This is a genomic window from Methanobacteriaceae archaeon (genome assembly GCA_013403005.1).
Classification (GTDB): domain Archaea; phylum Methanobacteriota; class Methanobacteria; order Methanobacteriales; family Methanobacteriaceae; genus Methanobacterium.
The window spans coordinates 92,853-114,715 of record JACBOA010000007.1 but is presented as its reverse complement, the minus strand read 5'-3'; the positions used below and the strand labels follow the sequence as shown (position 1 = coordinate 114,715).

Genomic DNA, 21,863 nt, shown 5'->3' with positions numbered 1-21,863 from the left:
AATTTCTGTGGAAAATGAATAAGTGTTAATATTATATGAATATTCTGATTTTCTAGATTTTGTAGACAAAGATTTAATTGAATAGAATCTATTTTTTTGAAATAATTATTGGATATGATATGTATATATTTGCAGGTCTTTGAGATTATTGGATACATATCTTATTTATTAATTCTCAATTTCCCTTACAAGCCGATTACACTCATGAACTACTTTTTTATTACTGTATGCATTTGCTATTCTGCGCACTGCCTCCAGCATCCTGATCAGGGAGTCCAGCCAGGAGAAAATGTCCCCTGCATAGGCATGGATTTCATAGTCTCTCATTAATTTTTTGCTGATATCAACAGGGTCACGATGTTTAAGTCTTTGTTGGACCATTTTACGGGAAAGTTCTCTTTGAAAACATCCACAGAATGGTCTTTCCTTGCACTTGCAGGTGTAGAAGTCCATTTGAAGTTTTATGAGACGTTCTCGGAGATTGGGTTCCAGTTTGGAAATAGCCGAACTGGATGAGAGAATATCCAGTGTGCTGTCAGCGAATAAACGGGTGGACATGTTTATCTTAAGTATGCGGCCAATTTGAGTGGTTATTCTATTAGAAAGATAGGCATTTTCAAAGGGTTCCAATTTTAGTGCAATATCCAGAGGCTTCATGCGGCCCAAGTTCTGGCGAATGTACTCAGCACAGGGGTAAGCTAGAAATGAGATGGAAACCGCCCTACCATATGCAGTTGGTTTGATATTTCCTTGTTTTTCCTTCACCAACCCGTAATCTATCATGATGTTGAAGGCATCTTCAAATTCAAGGGGTAATTCCTTATCCCTATAATTAGTAATTATTTGGGGGAACCTTTCTACACAACCAGCACACACATCTGCTAGGAATTGCTCCACCTGACTATCCTCAGAATAGGTAACATTGACCTTTTCCACATCACTGGCCAGGAGTTTCATGGCCTGAGTTTCCTCAGTCTCATCTCCATAGCTTCGCCCTACTTCAGGCAGTAGATATACTTTTCCCTGATCATGATAAGTAGGCCTCCCTGCTCGGCCCAGCATCTGGGAGAACTCATTAGGAGTTAATGTTTGGTTACCCATGGTTAAACTCTCAAATAACACTTGTGATGCTGGAAAATCTACTCCTGCAGCCAGGGCAGCGGTGGTGACAACTGCAGCTAATTTTTGTTTCCCGAAATCTTTTTCGATCCGGTTTTTCTTAGCATATGATAATCCTGCATGATAAGCTGCTGCTTTAATCCCTCTTCGAATCAGGAAATCAGCTATGATGTGGGTTTTTCGTCTTGAATTAGTGAAAATTATACTTTGACCATGATATCCTTTTTTTGACCGGTTCTGATATTCCATGCGTGATAATTGAGTCATTAAGTGATTTTTTTCCTCTTCTGTGCCTACAAATATCAGGTGTCTTTCCAGTGGCACTGGACGAAGGGGGTATTCAACCAGTTTCATGTCAAATTCACTGGCAATTTCTTCAGGATTTTTAACAGTAGCTGAAAGTCCTATCACCTGTAAGTCTGGAAATATGGTCTTCAAACGACGAATAAGGCCTCTCAGGCGGGGACCTCTATCCTCATCTCCCATCATGTGGATCTCATCCACTACCACGACCTTAAGATTTCCCAGTTGGGATGACCTACCCGCCCGCAGGAGAAAATCAATACCTTCATAAGTTCCCACCACAATATCTGACATTCCAATATCATCTTCAGGAAGATTAAGCTCTTCTTTGGCCTTTATCCTGCTCATTCCCACTCTTAAAGAAACATTTAAACCCATTTTTTGGTATCTTTTCTTGAAATCCCTGTACTTCTGATTGGCAAGCGCTACCAGGGGTGTTAGAAATAGGAACTTCCCACCTTCAAGAGCTTTGGGAATGCCAGCCAGTTCTCCAATCAGTGTTTTTCCACTGGCAGTGGCAGATACCACCAGGAGACTCTCGCCCTCTAGAACTCCAGCCTGAAGAGCTAAAACCTGCACAGGCAATAAATGAGTTCCCTGAGATTTTAAAGACTTTTTTAAGTCTTCAGGAATTTTAAGTTCATCAATAAAGATTTCAGGCAGATTATCCTGTCTTCGGGTGGTTATTTTATCGAAAAGGGTGAGTTCTTGATTTTTTAATGGATCAAATCGTGGATCAAAAATACTCAATACTTTGGCCAGGTTTCCGGTCTCATCCAGCATTTTCCTGAATCTGGGGAAAGTGCTCATGTCATATGATCTGGACTTTAATTCTCGTTTTATCTCGTTTTCCGCACACAGACGACAGAGATAATCCCCATGAAACATGTATGATTTCTCTTTCTGTATGAGTGTAATGAACCCTTCAAATGTACAGTGCCTGCAGATAAGGGTGTGTTTATATTTTATATTTAAAGAATCCAGGAATTCTTCTGTTTCATGGTCACTGCCCACCAGGAATACATTCTGTTTTCTCAAGATCTTTACTGCTTCACTGGGAGGCAGAACAAGTTCCTTATCCTTTTTCACTATGAATTTGCTTATTTTCACCTGCCCTTCAACCCGACGAAACTTAATATAAGCATAAAAAAAAGGTTTTCTTCTGTGATTCAAAGCCCCTTTAGAACTTCCAATAGGGAATAACTCCACTATCTTCTTCTTACGTCTTAGGATGATCATTTTACCTTATTTGAGTTCAGCTACATCTTTGACTGTTTATTTATTCTTTGAAAAATTGAAAAATGAATAAAAGAACCTACCTGAATCTTAAGTAGAGATTTTATATAATTATAGTTCATTTAATTGGTTAAAAATGGTTAATATATTTTTTTAATAAAATTTTATCCATAATTTTAGAAAATAATTTTATTTTCTTAATTGAAAATGGTTTTAGGGTAATTTTATTTTCTCCAGAGTTTCTACTCTCTCTTCATGGTATTCTACCACATCAATTTCATCTAGGGTTCCCTTAATTTCCATATTGGAATTATTTATCTGGTCCACCAATTCCTTGCAGGTCCATTTCTCCACTGAATTGGCAATTTCAATATGTGGGATGAAAGGTAGTTCCAGACGTAATTCATCAGCTAGTTTACCTGAATAGAGGTTATCATGGAGTTTAATTATATGACTGTATCCTTCATCAGGGACCAGGTAAACATGCCAGTAAGGGGTGAATGCATCTTTATCCATGACCGCGCATCGTAAAGCGAAATCTATTTTTTTATGATCCGCAGCGCGGCTTTTAATTTCTTCTATGAAAGTTTCTGGTCTCTGATTGAAAACTGGAAATACCAGGGTAAAGTGGGGTTCCATTACTCCATGGTTTAGTTCATCATTTTCTTCCCTAAATTCCTGAATCCAATGGTAATCATTTTTGCTTATTTTTGGATATGCAAGGGCTAATAGTGACATTTAGTTGATCTCCACCGTCTTACAAATTTTTTTTAAAAATTCTTTATATTCTTTATAATTTCGTTTTATACTTCCGTTAGATTGAATGATTATCGGTTAAACTGACTTCTATTAGAGGCTGATTGAAGATTATAAAAAATTGAATATGAGAAATGGATATTGAATCAAATAATCTAATATCTAATTAAATTTTCTCTTCTTTTTCCAATTTCTCTTTAAGCATTTTCGCTGCCTGTTCCCTGAGGATGTATTTCTGTATCTTTCCACTGGCTGTGAGAGGGAATTCATCCACAAAGAAAACATGTTTCGGTACCTTGAAACGTGCTATTTTAGTTAAAGCATAGTCCCGAACATCTTCTTCAGTAAGGTCTGCTCCTTCTTCCAGAATAATGAAAGCACCCACAATTTCTCCATATTTCTCATCAGGTATCCCTACTACCTGCACATCAAGAACACCAGGCATGGTGTATAGGAATTCCTCAATTTCCCGGGGGTATATGTTCTCCCCGCCACGGATGATCATATCTTTTATTCGACCTACAATGGAATAATATCCTTCATCATCTAAAGTTGCCAGATCCCCACTGTGCAGCCATCCCTCATCATCAATTACTTCCCTGGTTTTTTCTGGCATTTTATAGTATCCTTTCATTACATTGTATCCCCGGCAGCATATTTCCCCAGTCTGGTTGGGTCCCAGGGTTTCACCTGTTTCCGGGTCCACAATTTTAATTTCACACTCTGGTAGGGGCTTACCCACGGTTTCCACTCTTTTAACCAATGGGTCATCAACACTGGTCTGGGTGAATCCGGGTGATCCTTCGGTCAGACCATAAACACTGGTAATTTCAGTCATGTTCATGTCATTGACCACCTTTTTCATTGCTTCAATGGGTGGAGTGGAACCTGCCATGATACCGGTACGTAGGCTGGAAAGATCGAACATTTCAAACATGGGGTGACTGTATTCTGCAATGAACATGGTTGGCACTCCGTACAGTGCGGTGCAGCGCTCTTTTTGAACTGCTGCCAGTACCATCAGTGGGTCGAAGAGTTCTACCATGACCATGGTGGCACCATGGCTATAAGCAGCCATAACCCCTAAGACAATACCGAAACAATGGAAAAGCGGCACGCATAGACACAATCTATCCTTTTCTGTGAACTTCTGACGTTCACCAATGTAGTATCCATTGTTTAGGATGTTTCGGTGGGTTAACATCACACCCTTGGGAAATCCTGTGGTTCCAGAGGTGTATTGCATGTTAACCACTTCATTATTATCAACAGAGGATTTGATCTTCTGAAATTCTTCCTCATTACCATGTTTTCCTAAAAGCAGGAGTTCATTGGTGTTGTACATTCCTCGGTGTTTCTCCTGACCCACATAGATAACACTCTTCAAGAATGGGAAATTTTTATTTTTCAGTTTACCTCTTTCCTGAGTTTTTAGCTCGGGAATTAATTCATAAACGATTTGAAGGTAATCAACATCCTGAAATCCGTCAATGATGGCTAATGCTTTCATATCAGATTGTTCAAGCACATAAGCAAGTTCATGGCTTTTGTAAGCTGTGTTAACTGTTACCAATACTACTCCTATTTTGGAAGTGGCGAACATGAATGTAAGCCAGTCCGGCACATTTTTAGCCCATATACCCACATGGTCGCCCTTTTTTATTCCTATTTCCAGAAGGCCTTTAGCCAGCAGGTTTACCCTTTCGTCAAACTCTTTGTAGGTGAAACGGAGATCTCGGTCTGGATAAACCATGAACTCCTGATCAGGATCCTTTTCCACCATTTTTTCCAGGAAATCACCAATAGTAAGCTCGGTAAAAACCATTATAAAAACTCCCAATTCTTTAATTAGATAATTGAATTATTTTTACATTTATTTCCATATCTAACCTAAAACTTAATTTATTTACCTGAATAATCATCTAAATGTTCTTCCAATTTTTTTCTTAAATCTTCTGGTATTGGTAGTGATTTTTGCTGGATGAAATCATAATGCACCAGAACAGCAGTTCCTTTCGCCTTTAAATGGCCTGATTGCCATGCTTCGTGGTAAGTGGTAAATGAAGTGTTGCCAATTTTCATTACATTGGTTTTGATATCCACATCACCATTGTAGTACATCTGTCCAATGAATTCGAAATCAGTTTTAACCATGATAAGTTTCCATTTCTCGTAACTGAGATCGAGATCAGGGGTGAATATGCGATAAAGTTTGTTCCTGGCCAGTTCGAACCATTCTGCTAGTACAATATTGTTAATATGCCTTAAACCATCTGAATCCCCAAAACGAGGAGTAACTGTAATCATATACATTATTTATATCTCCAGTTTACCTGAAAATTTAAAATGGAGTGTAAACCACTGCCAGCATCTTAGAATCTTTTTCTTTGGCGTGCACATGGTGTGGAACGACGGAGTCGTAATAAATGCTATCTTCTGCTTCCAGGAGGTACCTTTCATTCCCATATAATACTTCTATCTTTCCCTTGATTACATAAAGGAATTCTTCCCCTTCATGAGAAGCTAATTGGTAGTCCTGGTTTTCAGTGGGGTGAACATCTATGAGGAATGGTTCCATATGTCTATCACCCTTCCCATATGCCAGGGAGTAGAATTCCAGTGCACTCTTGTTGCTGTGTTCACCAAGACCCTGACCTGAAAACCGTATTATATTATCTGACTTTCCAGATTTCACCATGAAGGGGCCGCTGTGAGGAGCATCATCCAGGAATGTTCCCAGGCGCACGCCAAGTGCCCGAGCAATCTTCAAAAGAGGGGTGAGTGAGGGTACCAGTGCCCCGCTTTCCAAGTCTTTGATTAATTCAACATTACTGAAACTGGCTTCAGCAAGTTCTTCTACAGACATTTGACGATCTTCTCTCAACTGACGTATTTTCGCTCCAACTTTGTTCTCCTCAGACATTTATAATCACCTGATTAGCAAAATTTCTAATTAATACTCCATAAAATTTTTGAGTCAATTATTCAAAAATTTTAAATCTATCCAAAAACTTTTCATATTTGTTTAAACATTTTTTAATATTATTTCTAAGTCCAAATAATTTTTACATTTCATTTTTAATATTCAAATAATTATAATATTAATTTCTCCTTTAAAACCAACCCATGGTTCCAGTGGTTTGTAATCTATCAACTCTCCATAGCCACCTTTACGGACTCTAATATTAACCATAATTAACCATTAAAATAGATAGAACATTATTATTTAAACTTAAATCAATAAATAGCTCTTCTTAATTTTTTAGAACTTAAATCAATAATTGATGATAAGGTTATTGAAGTTTATTAGTTGTTGGTTGCGTTATTAATGGTATTATTATTGCTAGAATTATTTGTAGTGTTAGTGGTGTTAGTAGTGTTGACAATTACATGGCGAACTATGTGAACTGGTGTGAATGATGCATCACCAATTTCATTCATCTTCTGATCCCCATTTAAATTGAAATTAGAAGGAATCAAACCCACCCCTATATCAGTGCCAATATTCAAAGCATTAGCTCCAGATGCTGCCCCATAGGCTACCAGGGCAATCATTAAAACAATGAAAAGTGTGCCTGATTTTTTAGGGGTCATTTTAAATACCTTATTAAATTATCAAGTGATCCTACGGTCAACAGATGAATTAGAATATCTAATTCTAATAAATATTTTCATTATTTTGAATAAATGGATTTTTAGAATTATTTTGAAGTTAATTAGAAATTCGGGTTTCTTTATAAATTCCCAGTGCTTCCCCGGCCTAGCAGGTTCTATTTGATTGTTTATTAATTTATCTAAATATAATATCTCAAAACACCTTTAAATATTCATAGGACGAGCAGACATATTACTAAATTCAAATATTCTGAATTTTTTTATAATTGGATTGGTAAAAAATTTTTTTAAGTTGAATAAGCCATTTATTCCACGGTAACACATTTGGCCAGATTTTTTGGTTTATCAGGATCTATCCCTCTGGCTACACTTATATGATAGGATAGTAACTGTAGGGGCACCACATAAAGAAGAGGAGATAAAATTTCACTTATCTCAGGAGCAAATTCAATCATATCATGAGCTTCATACTTCAAAACATTATCTTCACTTGATCCAAGACCTATTACCCTAGCACCTCTGGCTTTTACTTCTTCAACATTACTCAGAGTGCGGTCATGACTTTTTCCAGGTGGCACAACAGCTACCACTGGAACATCATCATCAATCAGAGCCAGGGGTCCATGTTTAAGTTCTCCAGCAGCATAGCCTTCACCATGGATGTAGGTTATTTCTTTGAGTTTCAGTGCTCCTTCCATGGCAGTGGGATATGAAAATCCTCGACCTATGAAAAAGAAATCATGGGCATCTTTATATTTGGCTGCCATTTCCTTGATGTTATCTTCAAGGGAAAGCACTGCCTCCATGTAATCTGGAACATGCTGAAGCTGTTCTAGAAGATCCTTATTTTGTCCCATGCATGCTGCCAAGAGGTAGATACAAGTTAATTGACTGATATACGTTTTCGTGGCAGCAACACCTATCTCAGGACCGGCACGAGTGAATAAAACATGATCTGCCTCTCGAGTAGCAGTGCTACCCAGTACATTGACAATAGCCAGGGTTTCTGCCTGCTTATTGGCTATTCGAAGGGCTTTTAAAGTATCTGCAGTTTCCCCGGACTGACTGATGAATATGACCAGAGACTCAGGATCCAAAGCATTTGCCGCGAATTCAAATTCAGAAGCCAACATTACATCAGTAGGCAGACCTAAAAGGCTTTCGAAAAGATATTTACCAACCATAGATGCATGGTATGATGTTCCACAGGCAACAAAGGTTACTCGTTTAAATTTAGGGAATTTACTGACCACTTTCTCCACATCTGAAACTTCAAAAAGTGTGTTTTTCACTGCTTCAGGCTGTTCATGTATTTCTTTCAACATGAAATGAGGATAACCACCTTTTTGAGCCATTTCAGGAGTCCATTTAATGGTTTCTACCTTCTTTTCAATTACCTGACCTTCACGGTTCTTCACGGTGATTCCATCACCATCAATAAGGAAAGTTTCATGATCAGCAAGGTATATGATCCTGCGAGTGTGTTGCAGTATTGCCGGGGCATCAGAGGCCAGGAAATATTCACCATCCCCCAATCCTAGTATCAAAGGACTTTCCTTTCGAACACCCCTAATTTTTTTAGGTTCTTCAGCAGAGATAACTGCAAAGGCATAGGACCCATGAAGTTGGTTAATGGCCTGATTCATGGCTTCCTCCAGATCTGCACCCTGTTTATGATATTTTTCAATCAAGTGAGGAATGACTTCAGTATCAGTTTGCGACTTGAAAATGTGCCCTTCACTTTCTAACTGGTCTTTAATTTCCTTGTAGTTTTCAATGATTCCGTTGTGAACCACTGCTATTTTCCCCTCACAATCTGTGTGAGGATGTGCATTTTCCTGAGTAGGTAGTCCATGGGTGGCCCAACGAACGTGTCCAATCCCTATTTCCCCAGATAATCGTTCTAAATGAAGTTCCTCAGAAACATCCTTAATTTTTCCCTTATCTTTTTTAATCTCTATTCCTGATGATGAGATAGTAGCAATGCCCACTGAATCATAACCCCTGTATTCCAGACGCTGCACACAATCCAGGAGTACTGGTGCTGCTTTATTATTTTTAAGTATACATCCCACAATTCCACACACGTGTTTCACCTTGAGAATGATTTATTCTTAACCTCTCATTGATAAATATAAATGATTTAATACGAGTTGATAACGAGTATATCCTATGATATTGGATATCCCCATTCAAATACCTAATATAATTCTATAACTTATCTAATACTATAAGCTATTATAATCCTAAAGCTAATATATTGTCTAAAGAATTGTCTAAGGTAATCTTATCTTAATGTACTTAGTATCTATATTATATAAACTATAAACTTTTGACACCAAACAAAGAAAATGGAGTTAAAAATGAAGCTTGAAAAGGAAAATCTCCTATACAGGGGTAAAGCCAAGGATGTGTACCAGACCAATCACCCCCAAAAAGTATTGGTAAAATTCAGAGATGACATAACTGCAGGGGATGGTGAAAAGAAAGAAGTTATGGGAATGAAAGGTTACTATAACTCTCTCATCTCAGCTAAACTCTTTATGATCTTGGAAGAAGCAGGGATAAAAACCCAGTACATTGATTTACCCAAACCCGGATACATGCTATCTCATAAATTGAAAATGATCCCCTTGGAAGTTATTACTCGAAATATTGCCACAGGTAGTCTGGTAAGGCGCTTCCCATTTAAAGAAGGGCAGACCTTTGAACCGCCAATAATTCAGATGGACTACAAAAACGATGAATACCATGACCCCATGCTCAATGATGATATAATTTTAGCCCTAGGTTTTGCCAGTAGTGAGGATCTTCAGACAATTCGCCAAACCACCCTTAAAATCAACCAGGTTCTTAAAGAGTTCCTCAAAAAAAGAGGACTACTATTTCCTGACTTTAAGATCGAATACGGCAGAGACCATAAAGGGAACATTGTTCTGGGAGATGAAATCAGTCCGGACACCTGTCGTTTCTGGGATAGTAAAACTAGAGACATCTTAGATAAGGATCTCTTCAGGAAAGGAGAATCAGGAGTTATTGAAGCCTATCAAAAAGTGGCTAACATAATCTTAGATCAGGAAGATAAAAACAGATGGAATTTGGATTTTTAATAAATATAACTTTGAAAATGAATCGTAAGCTGAATATAACCCAAAAAATAACTAAAAAATATACTATAAAACTCTAAATATATCCTACTGATAATATTACCTACTGAAACCTGCTGAAATAAATTTCTTATTTAATATAGTTGATACTAAAATTTGAAATCTCTGGTGATGCCATGAAATACAATGCACAAGTAGAAATAAGCCTTAAAAAAGGAATGCTAAACCCAGAAGCTTCTACCATTCAGAGGGCATTGGCTCTTCTGGATTATAAGGTGGAAAACACCTCTACCATAGAAATAATAAAATTCTCACTGGAAGCAGATGATGCTGATATGGCCCGTGAGGAAGTGGTTGAGATGTGTGAGAGATTGCTCTGCAATCCCGTTATTCACGACTACCAGATTCAAATCAAACCTGCAGGTGAGTGAGAATGAAAGTGGGGATCATACGTTTCCCGGGGTCTAACTGTGACCGGGACGTATATCACGCTCTAAAGCTGGCCGGAGGTCAGCCTGATTATGTTTGGTGGAACCAGAGAGACCTGTCCGATTTCGATGCAATTGTTATCCCCGGAGGTTTCTCCTATGGAGATTACCTCAGGGCAGGGGCCATAGCAGCTATAACACCAGTTATTGAAGGAATTAAAGACATAGTGAAAGATGAAAAACCTGTTCTTGGAATATGCAACGGGGCACAGATCCTGGCAGAAGTGGGATTGGTTCCAGGAGTTTTTACCTTAAATGAAACCGCTCAGTTCATCTGTGAATGGGTGGAACTGGAAGTTAAAACCACCAGAACACCATTTACTAGTCTTTACGAGAAAAACGAAATTATCAAGATGCCTATTGCCCATGCTGAGGGTCGTTACTACACTGAATATATTGACCAACTCCATGATCAGGACCAGATCGTACTGGCATTCTCTGGAGATAATCCCAATGGTTCCATGGAAGCCATTACCGGAGTATGCGATCAGGAAGGTTTGGTCTGTGCAGTAATGCCCCACCCTGAAAGAGCATCAGAATCTATTTTAGGATCAGATGATGGTTTAAAATTTTTTAAGGGAATTATTAATTACTAATACATTGAATAAGAATTAACCCTTCATTACTAGGAATTACTAATAAAAAAAAGAATAAATAATAATCAAATTTACGCGGTGAATTAATGGTTGTATATTTAGTAGGAGCAGGACCGGGTGACCCTGATTTATTAACCCTTAAAGCAGTTAAAGCCCTGGAAAAAGCAGATGTGGTAATCTACGATCGTCTGGCCAATGAGGAAATCTTAAAGTATGCAGATGGAGCAGAGAAAATCTATGTGGGTAAAAGAGCAGGATCACACTCCAAAAAGCAGGAAGAAATAAATGAAATACTTATCGAACAAGCTAAAAAACACGAAGTGGTTGTTCGACTCAAAGGCGGTGATCCCTTCGTTTTCGGAAGGGGTGGTGAAGAGGTGCTGGCCCTTAAAGGTGAGGGAATTTCTGTAGAGCTTATTCCAGGAGTTACATCTGCTATTGGTGTTCCCACCACTTTAGGTTTACCAGTAACCCACCGGGGCGTTGCCACTTCATTCACCATAGTAACCGGCCATGAAGATCCTACTAAAAAGGAAAAGCAAGTTAAATGGAACTATAACGCAGATACCATTGTCATACTCATGGGTGTGGGGCACTTGAAAGAAAATGTTGCAGAAATAATGAAATATAAAGACCCTGAAACTCCGGTTTGTGTGATTGAAAATGGTACCCTGCCTGATGAGAGGATCCTACTGGGCACCCTGGAGAGCATAACAGAAAATGATATAAAACCCCCTGCACTGGTTATTATTGGGCCTGTGGTGGATGTTTTTAAAGATATTCGTGAATAATATTCTGAGGATGAAAATGAATGAGTTGAAGGGATTTGATGGTAAAACCATAGCCATCACACGACCTATTGAAAGGTCACAGGTGGCTGTGCAAATAGTTGAAGATAATGGGGGAGTTCCATTAGTGGTCCCTACCCTGGAACTTGAACCTTTCTTTAGCCAATCCCTAAGGGACTTGTGTCAAAGAGCAGGTGAACTGGATTGGATAATTTTTACATCCCCTGCATCCCTGGAATCACTGTTCAAATTCTGTCAAGATTTTAAAGAAGAACTTAAATCCAGTTGTCGAGTTGCGGTCATCGGCCCCCGCACTGAAAGAGTTTTAAATCAATACGGTCTTGAAGCTGAGATAGTTCCAGAGGATTATACTGCTGAAGGTCTTTTGAAAGAGTTCGAGGAGTTTGATCTTCGAGGGAAGAACGTTGGAGTTCCAAGAACATTCAAAGCAAGAGATGTGCTCCCTGAAGGTTTAAAAAAGATGGGTGCTACTGTCATCCTGGCAGAAGCTTATAAATCCACCAAACCCAAGGATACCTCTGAAGTTGAACAGCTTGTAGATGATATAATTCAGGGAAAAGTTGATGCCATAACATTTACCAGCCCTCTCACTGTTACCAATTTCTTTGAAATCTCTGGAGACAAAAAGGAAAAATTAATTGCATCTTTGAAAGGGAAAAAAACTATGGTGGCAGCTATAGGTCCCATAACCCAGAAGCCAATTGAGGAATTAGGAATAAAACCCATCACACCAGACAAATACACAGTGGAAGCAATGCTTTTAACTTTAATGAGAAAAATGCATGACATGAATAAATCTTGACAAAAAGATTATAGTTCTCTGTAAAGAATTGTATTTGCGGGTAAATATAACAAAACTAATGGCAAATACACCAAACCATGAAAACATAACGATCCACGGTAAAAAAAAGCAATCCCCGACATCTAGAGGAAAAAAACATGAAAGATGAAAATAGAATTATCGTCTGGCCTGCTTACCTTGATTCTAAAAAGACCAAATCCGAAGGAAGGAAAATAGCCAAAAAGTATGCCGTCGAATCGCCAAGGATTCGTGAAATCACCCAGGCAGCTAAAAAACTGGGATTAAATCCTTCGGTGGAGAAATATAAATCTTATCCGGCTTCATGGTGGGAAGGATCCGGAAGGGTAATTGTGGATAAAAAAATGAGTAAACTGGAAGTTTTAGTTAAAATCAGTAATCTCATTAATGGCTCCAGATCATCCCATAAAAAATAAATCCAATCTAAACCATGACTCAAAAAAGTTATGAATTGAATGAATTAATATGGCCTTAAAAGATAAATAAAACTAAAAGCCACTTTTAATGTTTTATATTATAAATATTATTTAAAAAAAAGGATTTTTATGGCGTCAACTTCAAAAGAAATGGATCAATCACTAATTAAGGCCCATAATATGGTTGAGAAGGCTGAAGACGTTAAAATATACAGCCACATTGACTGTGATGGGATTTCGGCAGGTGCAATTCTATCATTAACCCTTGATCGTTTAGAAATTGACCATGAAATAGAATTCATTACTCTGGATAGGATTTCAGAGTTAAAAAAGGAGAATGAACTCACCATATTCTCTGATTTGGGTTCTGGACAGAATTTAGAACATTTCCGAAGCTCCCAGTCAAAGGTTCTTATTTTAGATCATCACCCCCCTGTAAGGAAGATTGCGTCAGGGGAAAATTGGTTTCTGGAGATTAATCCTTATTACTACGGTTTTGATGGTTCTTTTGATGTTTCAGGTGGAGGTATGTGCTACCTTTTAAGCAGAACATTTGGATTTTATGATTTAAGCTGGATAGGAGTTTTAAGTGCCATTGGAGATATGCAGAACAGTTTATCCGGGAAACTGAAGGGGTTGAATGAAGGAATTGTCTTCGATGGTGTCAAGAGCGGTGTAGTGAAGTCAACAGATGATTTAGCCATATACGGAAGACAGACTCGTCCTCTATTCGTGGCTCTTTCCTATTTTGGAGATGTTAATCTTCCCATTACCAACAACCGCAACGAAGCAATTGAGTTGTTGAAAAACTTAGACATTCCAATTACCAATGGCAGGAAACAACGCACACTTTATGATCTCTCCCTTGATGAAAAGAAGAAACTTTTCACCGAACTGGTGAGGATGATGAGTAAGGAGGTGCCTCCCCGCTATGTTAAATACATTCCTCGCCTGGTTTCAGGAGATGTATACGAATTTTTAAAAGAAGAAGAATATTCACCACTAAGAGATGCCAGTGAATTTTCAACGGCTATAAATGCTTGCAGCAGGAACAATAATCCTGAAACAGCTTTGAAAGTTCTTAAAGGTGATAGAGGTATGGCTGTGGATGAGATGGAAGAGTTGGGGAAAAAACATCGCCAGTACTTAGCCCAGAAGATGAACTGGATACGGGAAGAAGGTAGAATAAAGAGTTTGAAGAATTTGCAATATTTTAATGGTAACCAGATAAAAAGCGAGGTTATTGGAACCGTGGCCGGCATGGTTCTAAATTATGGTGACTGGAGAAAGCCAATGATCGGTTTCACCCAGACCAATGCTGAAGGTGATGGTTTGAAAGTATCCCTGCGTTGTTCCCGACTTTTAGCATTTGATGGAATTCATTTTGGGAATATGATTTGTAAAGTGGCAAAAAAGGTGGGTGGAAGTGGTGGTGGTCATTCTGTGGCTTGTGGAGCCTATATTCCGGGTGGAACCCAGGATAAATTCCTAAAACTATTTGACGAAGCTTTAAATGGTGTTATATGACCAAATTTTTATCCTTAACCATTCTATATAAGAAGATAGTTAAAAAAATTTAAGATAAAAATTAAGTTCATATGGAACTTAAAGTCTTAAAATAAATATCTAAAACTAAAAAAAGGTGAATTCATGAAAGTTTTCAAGAAAAAGGGGGAACTCACCAAGTTTCAGATTCTGGCTGAAATTGCCAGAGGCCAACCTCACCTGCGTCAGAAGGACATTGCTCAAAAGCTAGGAATCACTGTGCAGGCAGTTTCAGAGAATCTGAAGACCTTGGTTGATGAAGGATGGGTGGAAACCGGGACCGGGCAGTCACGTTACAAGATCACCAAACGTGGAATTGAGAAAGTTAAACGAGGTGCCCTGGATTTGCGAAAATATTCTGATGAAGTTTTAGACACCATGAACACCTATAAATCAGTTTGGCCGGCAATTGCCAAGGAAGAACTAAATGAAGGGGAAAAAGTTTGGCTTAAAATGGAAGAGGGGACATTATACGCGGTTAAAGAAGAAACCCCTGCTCATGCTGAAGTGATGCATCATGCAAATAAAGGTGAAGACGTGGCCCTGGTAAGTTTAGGTGGTACTATTGAACTTAAAACCGGATTTGTAGTTATTATTAAACTTCCCACTATTAACCAGGGCGGTACCAGGGCCTGTGACTTTCAAAAAGTCCAGGATGTTTTGGAAAAATATCCGGAACAGTTTAACCGGGTGGGGATAATGGGAACCGTATCCAGAGCCCTGGTAAATAAATTGGATATAAAAGCAGATTTTGAATTTGCAACCCCACAAGCAACAGTTGCTGCTGCTAAAAGGGGTTTAAATGTTCTGGTATTTGCAGTAGGGAAGATGACCCGAAATCTAACCAGAAAAATGGATGAAGAAGGAATCAGTTATGTTATTGAAGATGTTACTGAAAAATAGAATTACTAAAAAAAGATATTTCTAAACTTTATAGTAGATTTCAGCTGCATAAAACCATTCGCAAACCCCGGTAACCCGAGATTATCTAAAGTATCACAAGCAACTAATTAACATTTATCAAAGAATCCTTTTAAAAAAAATTTCTTTTGGAGATATTCCTTAATCGAAACATAAAACTCCAAAAAAAATAAACTCCAAACTACTACCATCAAAAGAACCTGCAGCCACAACTATCTACCTTTGCAACCATTACACCCTCAACACTGGAATCTGGAGTTTGTGAAATGGAGAAAGCTGTTTTACCAAGCATTGCCATTGAAGCACCTATTGTTTCTTCTTTCATTACTTCAACTATTTCCATAACTTCTTCATCAATCAGTCCAGTCTTCTGGGCGAATTCAAGGGATAAGTCCATGAAATTTGAAATTTGAGGGCTGGAAATTAGTTTTCCCAATAATTCCCTGGCAACTTTGTTCACCCTGCGGGTCATTTCCGGACTTTTAAGAACTGATGATGTTTCAATGGTCCCCAAGCTCTTGGATATAACGTAAAGTTCCCCTCCATCTTTACCAATACTTTTGTATTTAATATCTTCAAAATTAATGTCTTTAAAATCTTTTTCATAACCTTTAACAGTGACCTTATCATCAAGGAGCCGGTCTGCCTTTCCGAATCCCGGAGCACCGGGTTCTAATCGGATGGGGAAACCTCCCATAACTGCACCCATCACATCGCCCAAACCTGTGTTTAACTCTACTTCTGCTCTATGAGCTACTGCAGCAGCCTGATTATATGTTAAAGGTAGTTTAAGGAGTTTTGACAAGGACATAGATGTTCCGAGGGCTGATCCGGCTGATACTCCAAAACCAGCCTCTATAGGTACTTGGGTCTGATGATGGATGGTGATTTTTTTCTCATCCCATCTTATTTCTTCAGGAAACTGTTTCCTGAGTAAATCAAGAGTTTTATAACTGACTGAACCCTCTAATGGATAGTTACTACCATTGGTTTTAATAATGATCTCACCATTGCCATCTGTAACATTCACCTGACTTATAACACCCCTATTCAGGGTAACCCCCGCACCCCTTGACCCTTTAATTAGAGGGTTATGATGTTCTACTATTTCAAAAAACCCTGTTATATGGGATGGAACAAATACTGTGCATTTCAATTGATCACCACTTTTATTATATCACTTGATGAATAAAAAAAAGGCTCCAGAAATAAAAACTTCCAACTTTCTAAAGTTTGTATAAATAAATTCCCTGTAAATTATTCCAAATATTCCCTGATATTAAATACTGTATTAAATATATTAATAATTACCAAGTATTAATAATTACCAAGTTCACATAAAAAATACAACTTCATGATATAATTATAAAGTTCCCCTAACATTTCCAAAATAATAAATTTCACTATTGGTCTACTTGGATGTTCCTAAATAATATTTGCTAAATTTAAGATGGTAGAATGATAAAAAAGATAAATGAAGAAAATTGAAGAAAATTGTGAAAGTGGATTTTTAGATATTATAAACTACTTTTTGTAAACACAATTAAACATATTATGAATAAGGTGAACTGATCATGAGAAAAAGAATTGATCTGCATACACACAGTATTTTCAGTGATGGTGAACTCCTACCATCAGAAATAGCACGTCGAGCTTGTGTCTTAGGTCACCGGGCTGTGGCTATTACAGACCATGTGGATGCCACCAATATGGACTGTGTGGGCAGAGTTATTAACGCAGTCAGGGACCTTAGAGATAACTGGGACATTGAAATCATCCCCGGGGCTGAAATAACCCATGCACCTGCTGAAATAATCCCCAAACTGGTGAAAGAGGCTCAGGATCTAGGTGCGGAGATTATTGTAGTGCATGGTGAAACATTAGTGGAACCAGTTATTGAGGGAACCAATTGGAGTACGGTTAACTGTCCTGATGTTGATGTTTTAGCCCACCCAGGACTTATAAGCCACGAAGAAGCACTCATGGCCAAAGAAAATGATATTGCCCTGGAGATCAGTGCCCGAAGAGGTCATAGCCTTGGTAATGGTCATGTGGTACAGGTGGCTCTGGAAGTAGGAGCCAATCTGGTGGTGGACACAGATACCCATGCACCAGGTGATCTCATAAACTGCCAAATGGCTGAAAAAATAGCTTTAGGCGCAGGTTTACCTAAAAAAGAGATTAAAAAGGTACTGGTAGATAACCCAACGCAAATCTTGAAGAAAAAAGGCATACTATAATTTTTTGGTATACTGTAATCCTTTTCCTAATATCCCTTTTTTTAAATAGTTTAGTGTAATTGTTTTCTATCTGAAATTCTGAAATAATTAGAATAACTTTTAAAGAGCTTTAAATACTATAAATGAATGGATATTCTCATAAAAATAACAATAAATTACCCCAATACCTTGTATTCGACTATTAAGTCTTCACCCAAGGTATAAGTCTTTTTAAGCTTTAGACGAAAGGCATCTTTCATATAGTCCACTCCTTCACCATCAACCAGAGTTTTTGCCTCAACCCCACCTGCAATCATAGGAGCTATACACAACCTAATTTCACTTACCAGCCCCTCCTTTAGCATGGAGTAATTGAGAGTGGACCCTCCCTCTAACATTAAAGTTTCAATCCCTTCATCAGCTAATTTTTTCATTAAAAGATTAAGATCTACCCTTTTATCTCCACAGATCATCACTTGGTGACCTTTAGATTCAATTGCAGCTATCTTATCCTGTGAGGCTTCACTAGAAATGGCAATGATGGTGGGTGCTTCTTTGTTTAGGATCCTGTATTCTGGAGGTGTGCGGGCTTTACTATCAACCACCACCCTAACTGGATTATTTTCCGGTTTTGCAGGGACTTTATGAACAGTCAACCGAGGATCATCAGCCAGAACCGTGTTTATCCCCACCATTATGGCGTCCATCTCTTTGCGAAGTTCATGAACCCTTAAAAGATCTTCCTGACCAGATATCTCTGAACTACCAGTTCTGGTGGCTATTTTCCCGTCCAAAGTCATGGCTGCGTTGAGTATCACTTTAGGTTTAATGAAGACTCCTCCCCTTTTCTCATTAAAGATTTTTTTATATAAATATGGAGTTTTAATTAAATTAAGGGGTATTAAAGGCCTTTAATCTATATCATTTAATCCATTGTTATTCTATATCAACTTTTTAATTAGAATCCTGCTAGGCCTATAGAATTTTTCATAAATTTTTCCCTGAGGAATAAAATAATAAATAGAATAATAATAAGGATGCTTATTGATATCCACCACCCATTAGGTTGGATATGGTCCAGATAATTTGTTGTATCTGCTGTACAATGGAATTGATGGTGTTAACAATATCCTGAATTGGGTCTAGTGTTTTTTGAATTTCCTGAGCTGTTTCATTGGTTGTTTTACTGGCGTTTTGAAGTGCCTGATCAGCACTGTTTTTAACATCACCCAGATCTGGTTGTTCAGCAGCCAAAACTGGCTGGAACATTAAAATCAGAACCAAAAGCACTGAAAAGCCCATTAATAACTTTTTCATTATATCACCTGTTTAATTGATTAATATAAACTTCCATTTTCTATTTCTGCATTTTCTAAATTACTTACCTCATTTATCACTTTAAGTTTCATTTATCACTTATTTCTATCTCATGTAATACTAAAACTATACTTACAATTATAGAGTATTTCTCTGTTCATAGATGGGAACTGAAAAGATTGGATCTGAAAAGATCATCTTAATACAAGCATAACTACAATTATAGGGATGATGGATATTAAATATTTACAAAAGATATACAAAATTCCCCATTATCAAAAATAAACGAATATGCAGAGTGAATATACGGATAAAAGGAAGTGTAATCATGAGTAAAGACAGATACCAGAAAGGTCTGGACAAGTTGAAAATAATGAATCCCGATTCTTACCGTAACCTGGAAAAACTATTGGAAGATATTGCCCCTGATATGGCACGTTACGTGGCTGAGTTTCCCTACGGGGACATATATTCAAGGAAGGGATTAGATCTTAAAACCAGAGAACTGATAACCATTGCATCCATCACCACCTTAGGCAGTGCCCCTCTGCAACTGGAAAGCCATATCCATGGTGCTTTAAATGTAGGGTGCACTCCTCAAGAGATAATAGAAGTTATTATACAAATGGCAGTCTATGCAGGTTTCCCAGCAGCTTTAAACGGAATATTCACCGCTAAAAAGGTTTTCAATGAAAGAAATGAAAATTTTTTGGAAGAAAGGGATGAAAAACCTGATGAATAAAATGGGGGTAAAAAAAGTTAAAATAAACAATTCTTATCAAACCATTTAAACTTTTTCCTATTTAGAACACTTCATTTTTTTTAGAATACTTTAATAGAACTAAACTGAGGAAATGGTCAATTCAAGAAAATGAAGGTAATATAGAAACTAAAAAGAAAAACAAAAAAATATTAACAATTATAAATTAAAATGAACAATTTCAGAATATGAAAACACTTTCATTTTTTTTATCGTTTTCATAATGAGAATACTTTAAGGGCATTTCTTTCAGTAATTTTACCTACCTCATTAGTGGGGATGGATTTAATCTCAGCAATGGTTTTAACTGTTTCTTCTACAAATACTGGTTCATTTCGCTCTCCCTTAAATGGAGATAAATAGGGACTGTCTGTTTCTGTGAGAAGGTGAGATAGGGGAAGTTCGCGGGCCAGTTCCTGATGATGTTCACTGAAAGCTACAATGGTGGAAATTGATATGAAGAAATCTTCTTCAATGATTTTATTGGCAGTTTCTAGATCTCCTCCATAACAGTGAAATATTACTTGAGGGATTGAATGATGCTTTTTAACCATTTTCAAGGCTTTCTCCTCTGCATCACGGGCATGTATAACCAGGGGCAACTGATAATCAACTGCCAACTGCAGGAAAGTTTCAAAGAGCTTGATCTGCTTATTTTTACTATTTTCACCCTTCAAATTGTTAAAGTCCAGTCCGGTTTCTCCCAGAGCTACAGCATAATCAATATTAGTTTCAATTTCTTTTAAAACCTGTTTTATAACCGTTTGATCTGATTTTGCAGAATTGGAAGGGTGAAATCCCAGTGTGGGGAATAAGAAATTTTTATATTCCTCTGCCAGTTTCAGAGTGCGGCGATTTCCTCCTAAAGTGGCACCGGAATTAACTATTGCAGTGAGTTTTTCCTGAGCCCGCTGGAGTACCTCTTGCCGGTTTTTGTTATAAACCTTAAAATCAACATGACAGTGACTGTCAATCACGCATACACCTGCCTCTTTGTATAATGTGCTATAAATTTTAACTCATCTATGAGATATCTACACACCAAACCTGCGTTCTCTCTGCTGGTAAGATCGTAAAGCACGTAAAAAGTCAACTTTTCTAAGTTGGGGCCAGAGACTATCACAGAAATAGAGTTCAGAGTAGGAGGATTGCCATAAAAGGAAGCCACTGAGCCTCTCCTCACCACTGGTTCGTATAATCAGATTCGGGTCTTCTAATCCTGCAGTGTAAAGGTTTTTATTCACCATATCCTCGTCAATATCATCCAGATTGATTTTCCCATCTTCAACTTCTTTAACTATCTTCTTTATGGCATCCACTATTTCCATACGCCCGTCATAGCCTATGGCAATGTTTACCTGCCTTTTATTGTATTTTGCAGTTGATTCTTCTGCTATGCGAATTGCTTCACGAACATCTTCCGGTAAAAGTTCCAATTTCCCCACAGCTTTCACACGAACTTCATTGTTGTGGATCTTCTTATTACGGGCAATTCCCTCAAAATTTTCCTTAAAAAGTTTCATTAGACCTTCAACTTCATTGGGGGGTCGTTTGAAGTTTTCTGTGGAGAATGCATATGCAGTTACCATCTCAATACCCAGATCAACACACCAATCAAGTACTCGTTCTAAAGTTCCAATACCCATTTTATGACCCTCAATTGCATCGCGATTTCCCTGGATCTTAGAATACCGACGATTACCATCCATAATGATGGCCACGTGTTTGGGCATGTTCTCTGGTCTGAGGTTCCTGGAGATATACCATTCATAAAGTCTGTAAAGAGGTTTTAGGGGTGACATTCTATTTCCTTTAAGCTAGTTGTGTTATTTGATA

Annotated in this window: 22 protein-coding genes; 10 read left to right on the top strand and 12 right to left on the bottom strand. The window is 37.9% G+C overall.

Annotated features, from left to right (window positions below; all coding sequences use genetic code 11):
- Positions 1–168: 168 nt before the first annotated feature.
- From HVN35_06480 to glmS, 7 genes are all read right to left on the bottom strand, one after another.
- Positions 169–2,661 (bottom strand): DEAD/DEAH box helicase, encoded by a 2,493-nt coding sequence (locus tag HVN35_06480; GenBank protein ID NYB52185.1) that lies wholly within the window; start codon positions 2,659–2,661, stop codon positions 169–171.
- Between the two features lie 210 nt (positions 2,662–2,871).
- Positions 2,872–3,396, bottom strand: coding sequence for a 2'-5' RNA ligase family protein (locus tag HVN35_06475; GenBank protein NYB52184.1), 525 nt, complete (start codon positions 3,394–3,396; stop codon positions 2,872–2,874).
- Positions 3,397–3,580: 184 nt separating this feature from the next.
- On the bottom strand, positions 3,581–5,239 hold the full coding sequence (locus HVN35_06470; GenBank protein ID NYB52183.1) for an AMP-binding protein: 1,659 nt from the start codon (positions 5,237–5,239) through the stop codon (positions 3,581–3,583).
- 77 nt (positions 5,240–5,316) lie between these two features.
- On the bottom strand, positions 5,317–5,727 hold the full coding sequence (locus HVN35_06465; GenBank protein ID NYB52182.1) for an acyl-CoA thioesterase: 411 nt from the start codon (positions 5,725–5,727) through the stop codon (positions 5,317–5,319).
- Between the two features lie 28 nt (positions 5,728–5,755).
- On the bottom strand, positions 5,756–6,337 hold the full coding sequence (locus HVN35_06460) for a helix-turn-helix transcriptional regulator (protein NYB52181.1): 582 nt from the start codon (positions 6,335–6,337) through the stop codon (positions 5,756–5,758).
- 383 nt (positions 6,338–6,720) lie between these two features.
- Positions 6,721–7,008 carry a hypothetical protein gene (locus HVN35_06455; GenBank protein ID NYB52180.1) on the bottom strand — a complete coding sequence of 96 codons (288 nt, stop codon included), beginning with the start codon at positions 7,006–7,008 and terminating at the stop codon, positions 6,721–6,723.
- Positions 7,009–7,334: 326 nt separating this feature from the next.
- Positions 7,335–9,116, bottom strand: coding sequence for a glutamine--fructose-6-phosphate transaminase (isomerizing) (gene glmS / locus HVN35_06450; protein NYB52179.1), 1,782 nt, complete (start codon positions 9,114–9,116; stop codon positions 7,335–7,337).
- A gap of 276 nt (positions 9,117–9,392) precedes the next feature.
- Here glmS and HVN35_06445 point away from each other — a divergent pair, with 276 nt between their 5' ends.
- The 8 genes from HVN35_06445 to HVN35_06410 all read left to right on the top strand — a co-directional run bounded on the left by HVN35_06445 (position 9,393) and on the right by HVN35_06410 (position 15,713).
- Positions 9,393–10,139, top strand: a complete 747-nt coding sequence (locus HVN35_06445) for a phosphoribosylaminoimidazolesuccinocarboxamide synthase (protein ID NYB52178.1) — start codon at positions 9,393–9,395, stop codon at positions 10,137–10,139.
- Between the two features lie 173 nt (positions 10,140–10,312).
- Complete coding sequence (purS, locus tag HVN35_06440) at positions 10,313–10,567, top strand: phosphoribosylformylglycinamidine synthase subunit PurS (GenBank protein NYB52177.1); 255 nt, start codon at positions 10,313–10,315, stop codon at positions 10,565–10,567.
- Between the two features lie 2 nt (positions 10,568–10,569).
- On the top strand, positions 10,570–11,220 hold the full coding sequence (purQ, locus tag HVN35_06435; GenBank protein ID NYB52176.1) for a phosphoribosylformylglycinamidine synthase subunit PurQ: 651 nt from the start codon (positions 10,570–10,572) through the stop codon (positions 11,218–11,220).
- An 86-nt stretch (positions 11,221–11,306) separates the two neighbouring features.
- The gene (cobA, locus tag HVN35_06430; GenBank protein ID NYB52175.1) at positions 11,307–12,011 is read left to right on the top strand and encodes a uroporphyrinogen-III C-methyltransferase; all 705 of its coding nucleotides are present in this window, start codon (positions 11,307–11,309) and stop codon (positions 12,009–12,011) included.
- A 25-nt stretch (positions 12,012–12,036) separates the two neighbouring features.
- Positions 12,037–12,831 (top strand): uroporphyrinogen-III synthase, encoded by a 795-nt coding sequence (locus HVN35_06425; GenBank protein ID NYB52174.1) that lies wholly within the window; start codon positions 12,037–12,039, stop codon positions 12,829–12,831.
- 137 nt (positions 12,832–12,968) lie between these two features.
- A complete protein-coding gene (locus tag HVN35_06420; GenBank protein ID NYB52173.1) occupies positions 12,969–13,265 on the top strand; it encodes a signal recognition particle protein Srp19 in 297 nt (98 codons plus the stop codon).
- 129 nt (positions 13,266–13,394) lie between these two features.
- Entirely contained in the window at positions 13,395–14,792 is a 1,398-nt protein-coding gene (locus HVN35_06415) for a DHH family phosphoesterase (protein NYB52172.1), read from the top strand.
- 123 nt (positions 14,793–14,915) lie between these two features.
- Positions 14,916–15,713: a MarR family transcriptional regulator gene (locus HVN35_06410; protein NYB52171.1), complete on the top strand. Its 798-nt coding sequence runs from the start codon at positions 14,916–14,918 to the stop codon at positions 15,711–15,713.
- Positions 15,714–15,921: 208 nt separating this feature from the next.
- On the opposite strand, the gene HVN35_06405 is transcribed toward HVN35_06410, so the two are convergent.
- Positions 15,922–16,887 (bottom strand): GHMP kinase, encoded by a 966-nt coding sequence (locus HVN35_06405; GenBank protein ID NYB52170.1) that lies wholly within the window; start codon positions 16,885–16,887, stop codon positions 15,922–15,924.
- A gap of 418 nt (positions 16,888–17,305) precedes the next feature.
- On the opposite strand from HVN35_06405, the gene HVN35_06400 reads away from it, so the two are divergent.
- A complete protein-coding gene (locus HVN35_06400) occupies positions 17,306–17,971 on the top strand; it encodes a histidinol phosphate phosphatase domain-containing protein (GenBank protein NYB52169.1) in 666 nt (221 codons plus the stop codon).
- A 155-nt stretch (positions 17,972–18,126) separates the two neighbouring features.
- Here HVN35_06400 and HVN35_06395 read toward each other — a convergent pair whose 3' ends face one another.
- Positions 18,127–18,780, bottom strand: coding sequence for a 2,5-diamino-6-(ribosylamino)-4(3H)-pyrimidinone 5'-phosphate reductase (locus HVN35_06395; GenBank protein ID NYB52168.1), 654 nt, complete (start codon positions 18,778–18,780; stop codon positions 18,127–18,129).
- Positions 18,781–18,991: 211 nt separating this feature from the next.
- Positions 18,992–19,267, bottom strand: a complete 276-nt coding sequence (locus tag HVN35_06390) for a hypothetical protein (protein ID NYB52167.1) — start codon at positions 19,265–19,267, stop codon at positions 18,992–18,994.
- A 328-nt stretch (positions 19,268–19,595) separates the two neighbouring features.
- On the opposite strand from HVN35_06390, the gene HVN35_06385 reads away from it, so the two are divergent.
- Positions 19,596–20,009 carry a carboxymuconolactone decarboxylase family protein gene (locus HVN35_06385; protein NYB52166.1) on the top strand — a complete coding sequence of 138 codons (414 nt, stop codon included), beginning with the start codon at positions 19,596–19,598 and terminating at the stop codon, positions 20,007–20,009.
- A gap of 236 nt (positions 20,010–20,245) precedes the next feature.
- Here the strand turns inward: HVN35_06385 and HVN35_06380 are convergent, their stop codons facing one another.
- Both HVN35_06380 and uppS read right to left on the bottom strand, forming a co-directional pair.
- Positions 20,246–21,004 (bottom strand): TatD family hydrolase, encoded by a 759-nt coding sequence (locus HVN35_06380; protein ID NYB52165.1) that lies wholly within the window; start codon positions 21,002–21,004, stop codon positions 20,246–20,248.
- Positions 21,005–21,061: 57 nt separating this feature from the next.
- The gene (gene uppS / locus HVN35_06375; GenBank protein NYB52164.1) at positions 21,062–21,829 is read right to left on the bottom strand and encodes a di-trans,poly-cis-decaprenylcistransferase; all 768 of its coding nucleotides are present in this window, start codon (positions 21,827–21,829) and stop codon (positions 21,062–21,064) included.
- Positions 21,830–21,863: the final 34 nt, after the last annotated feature.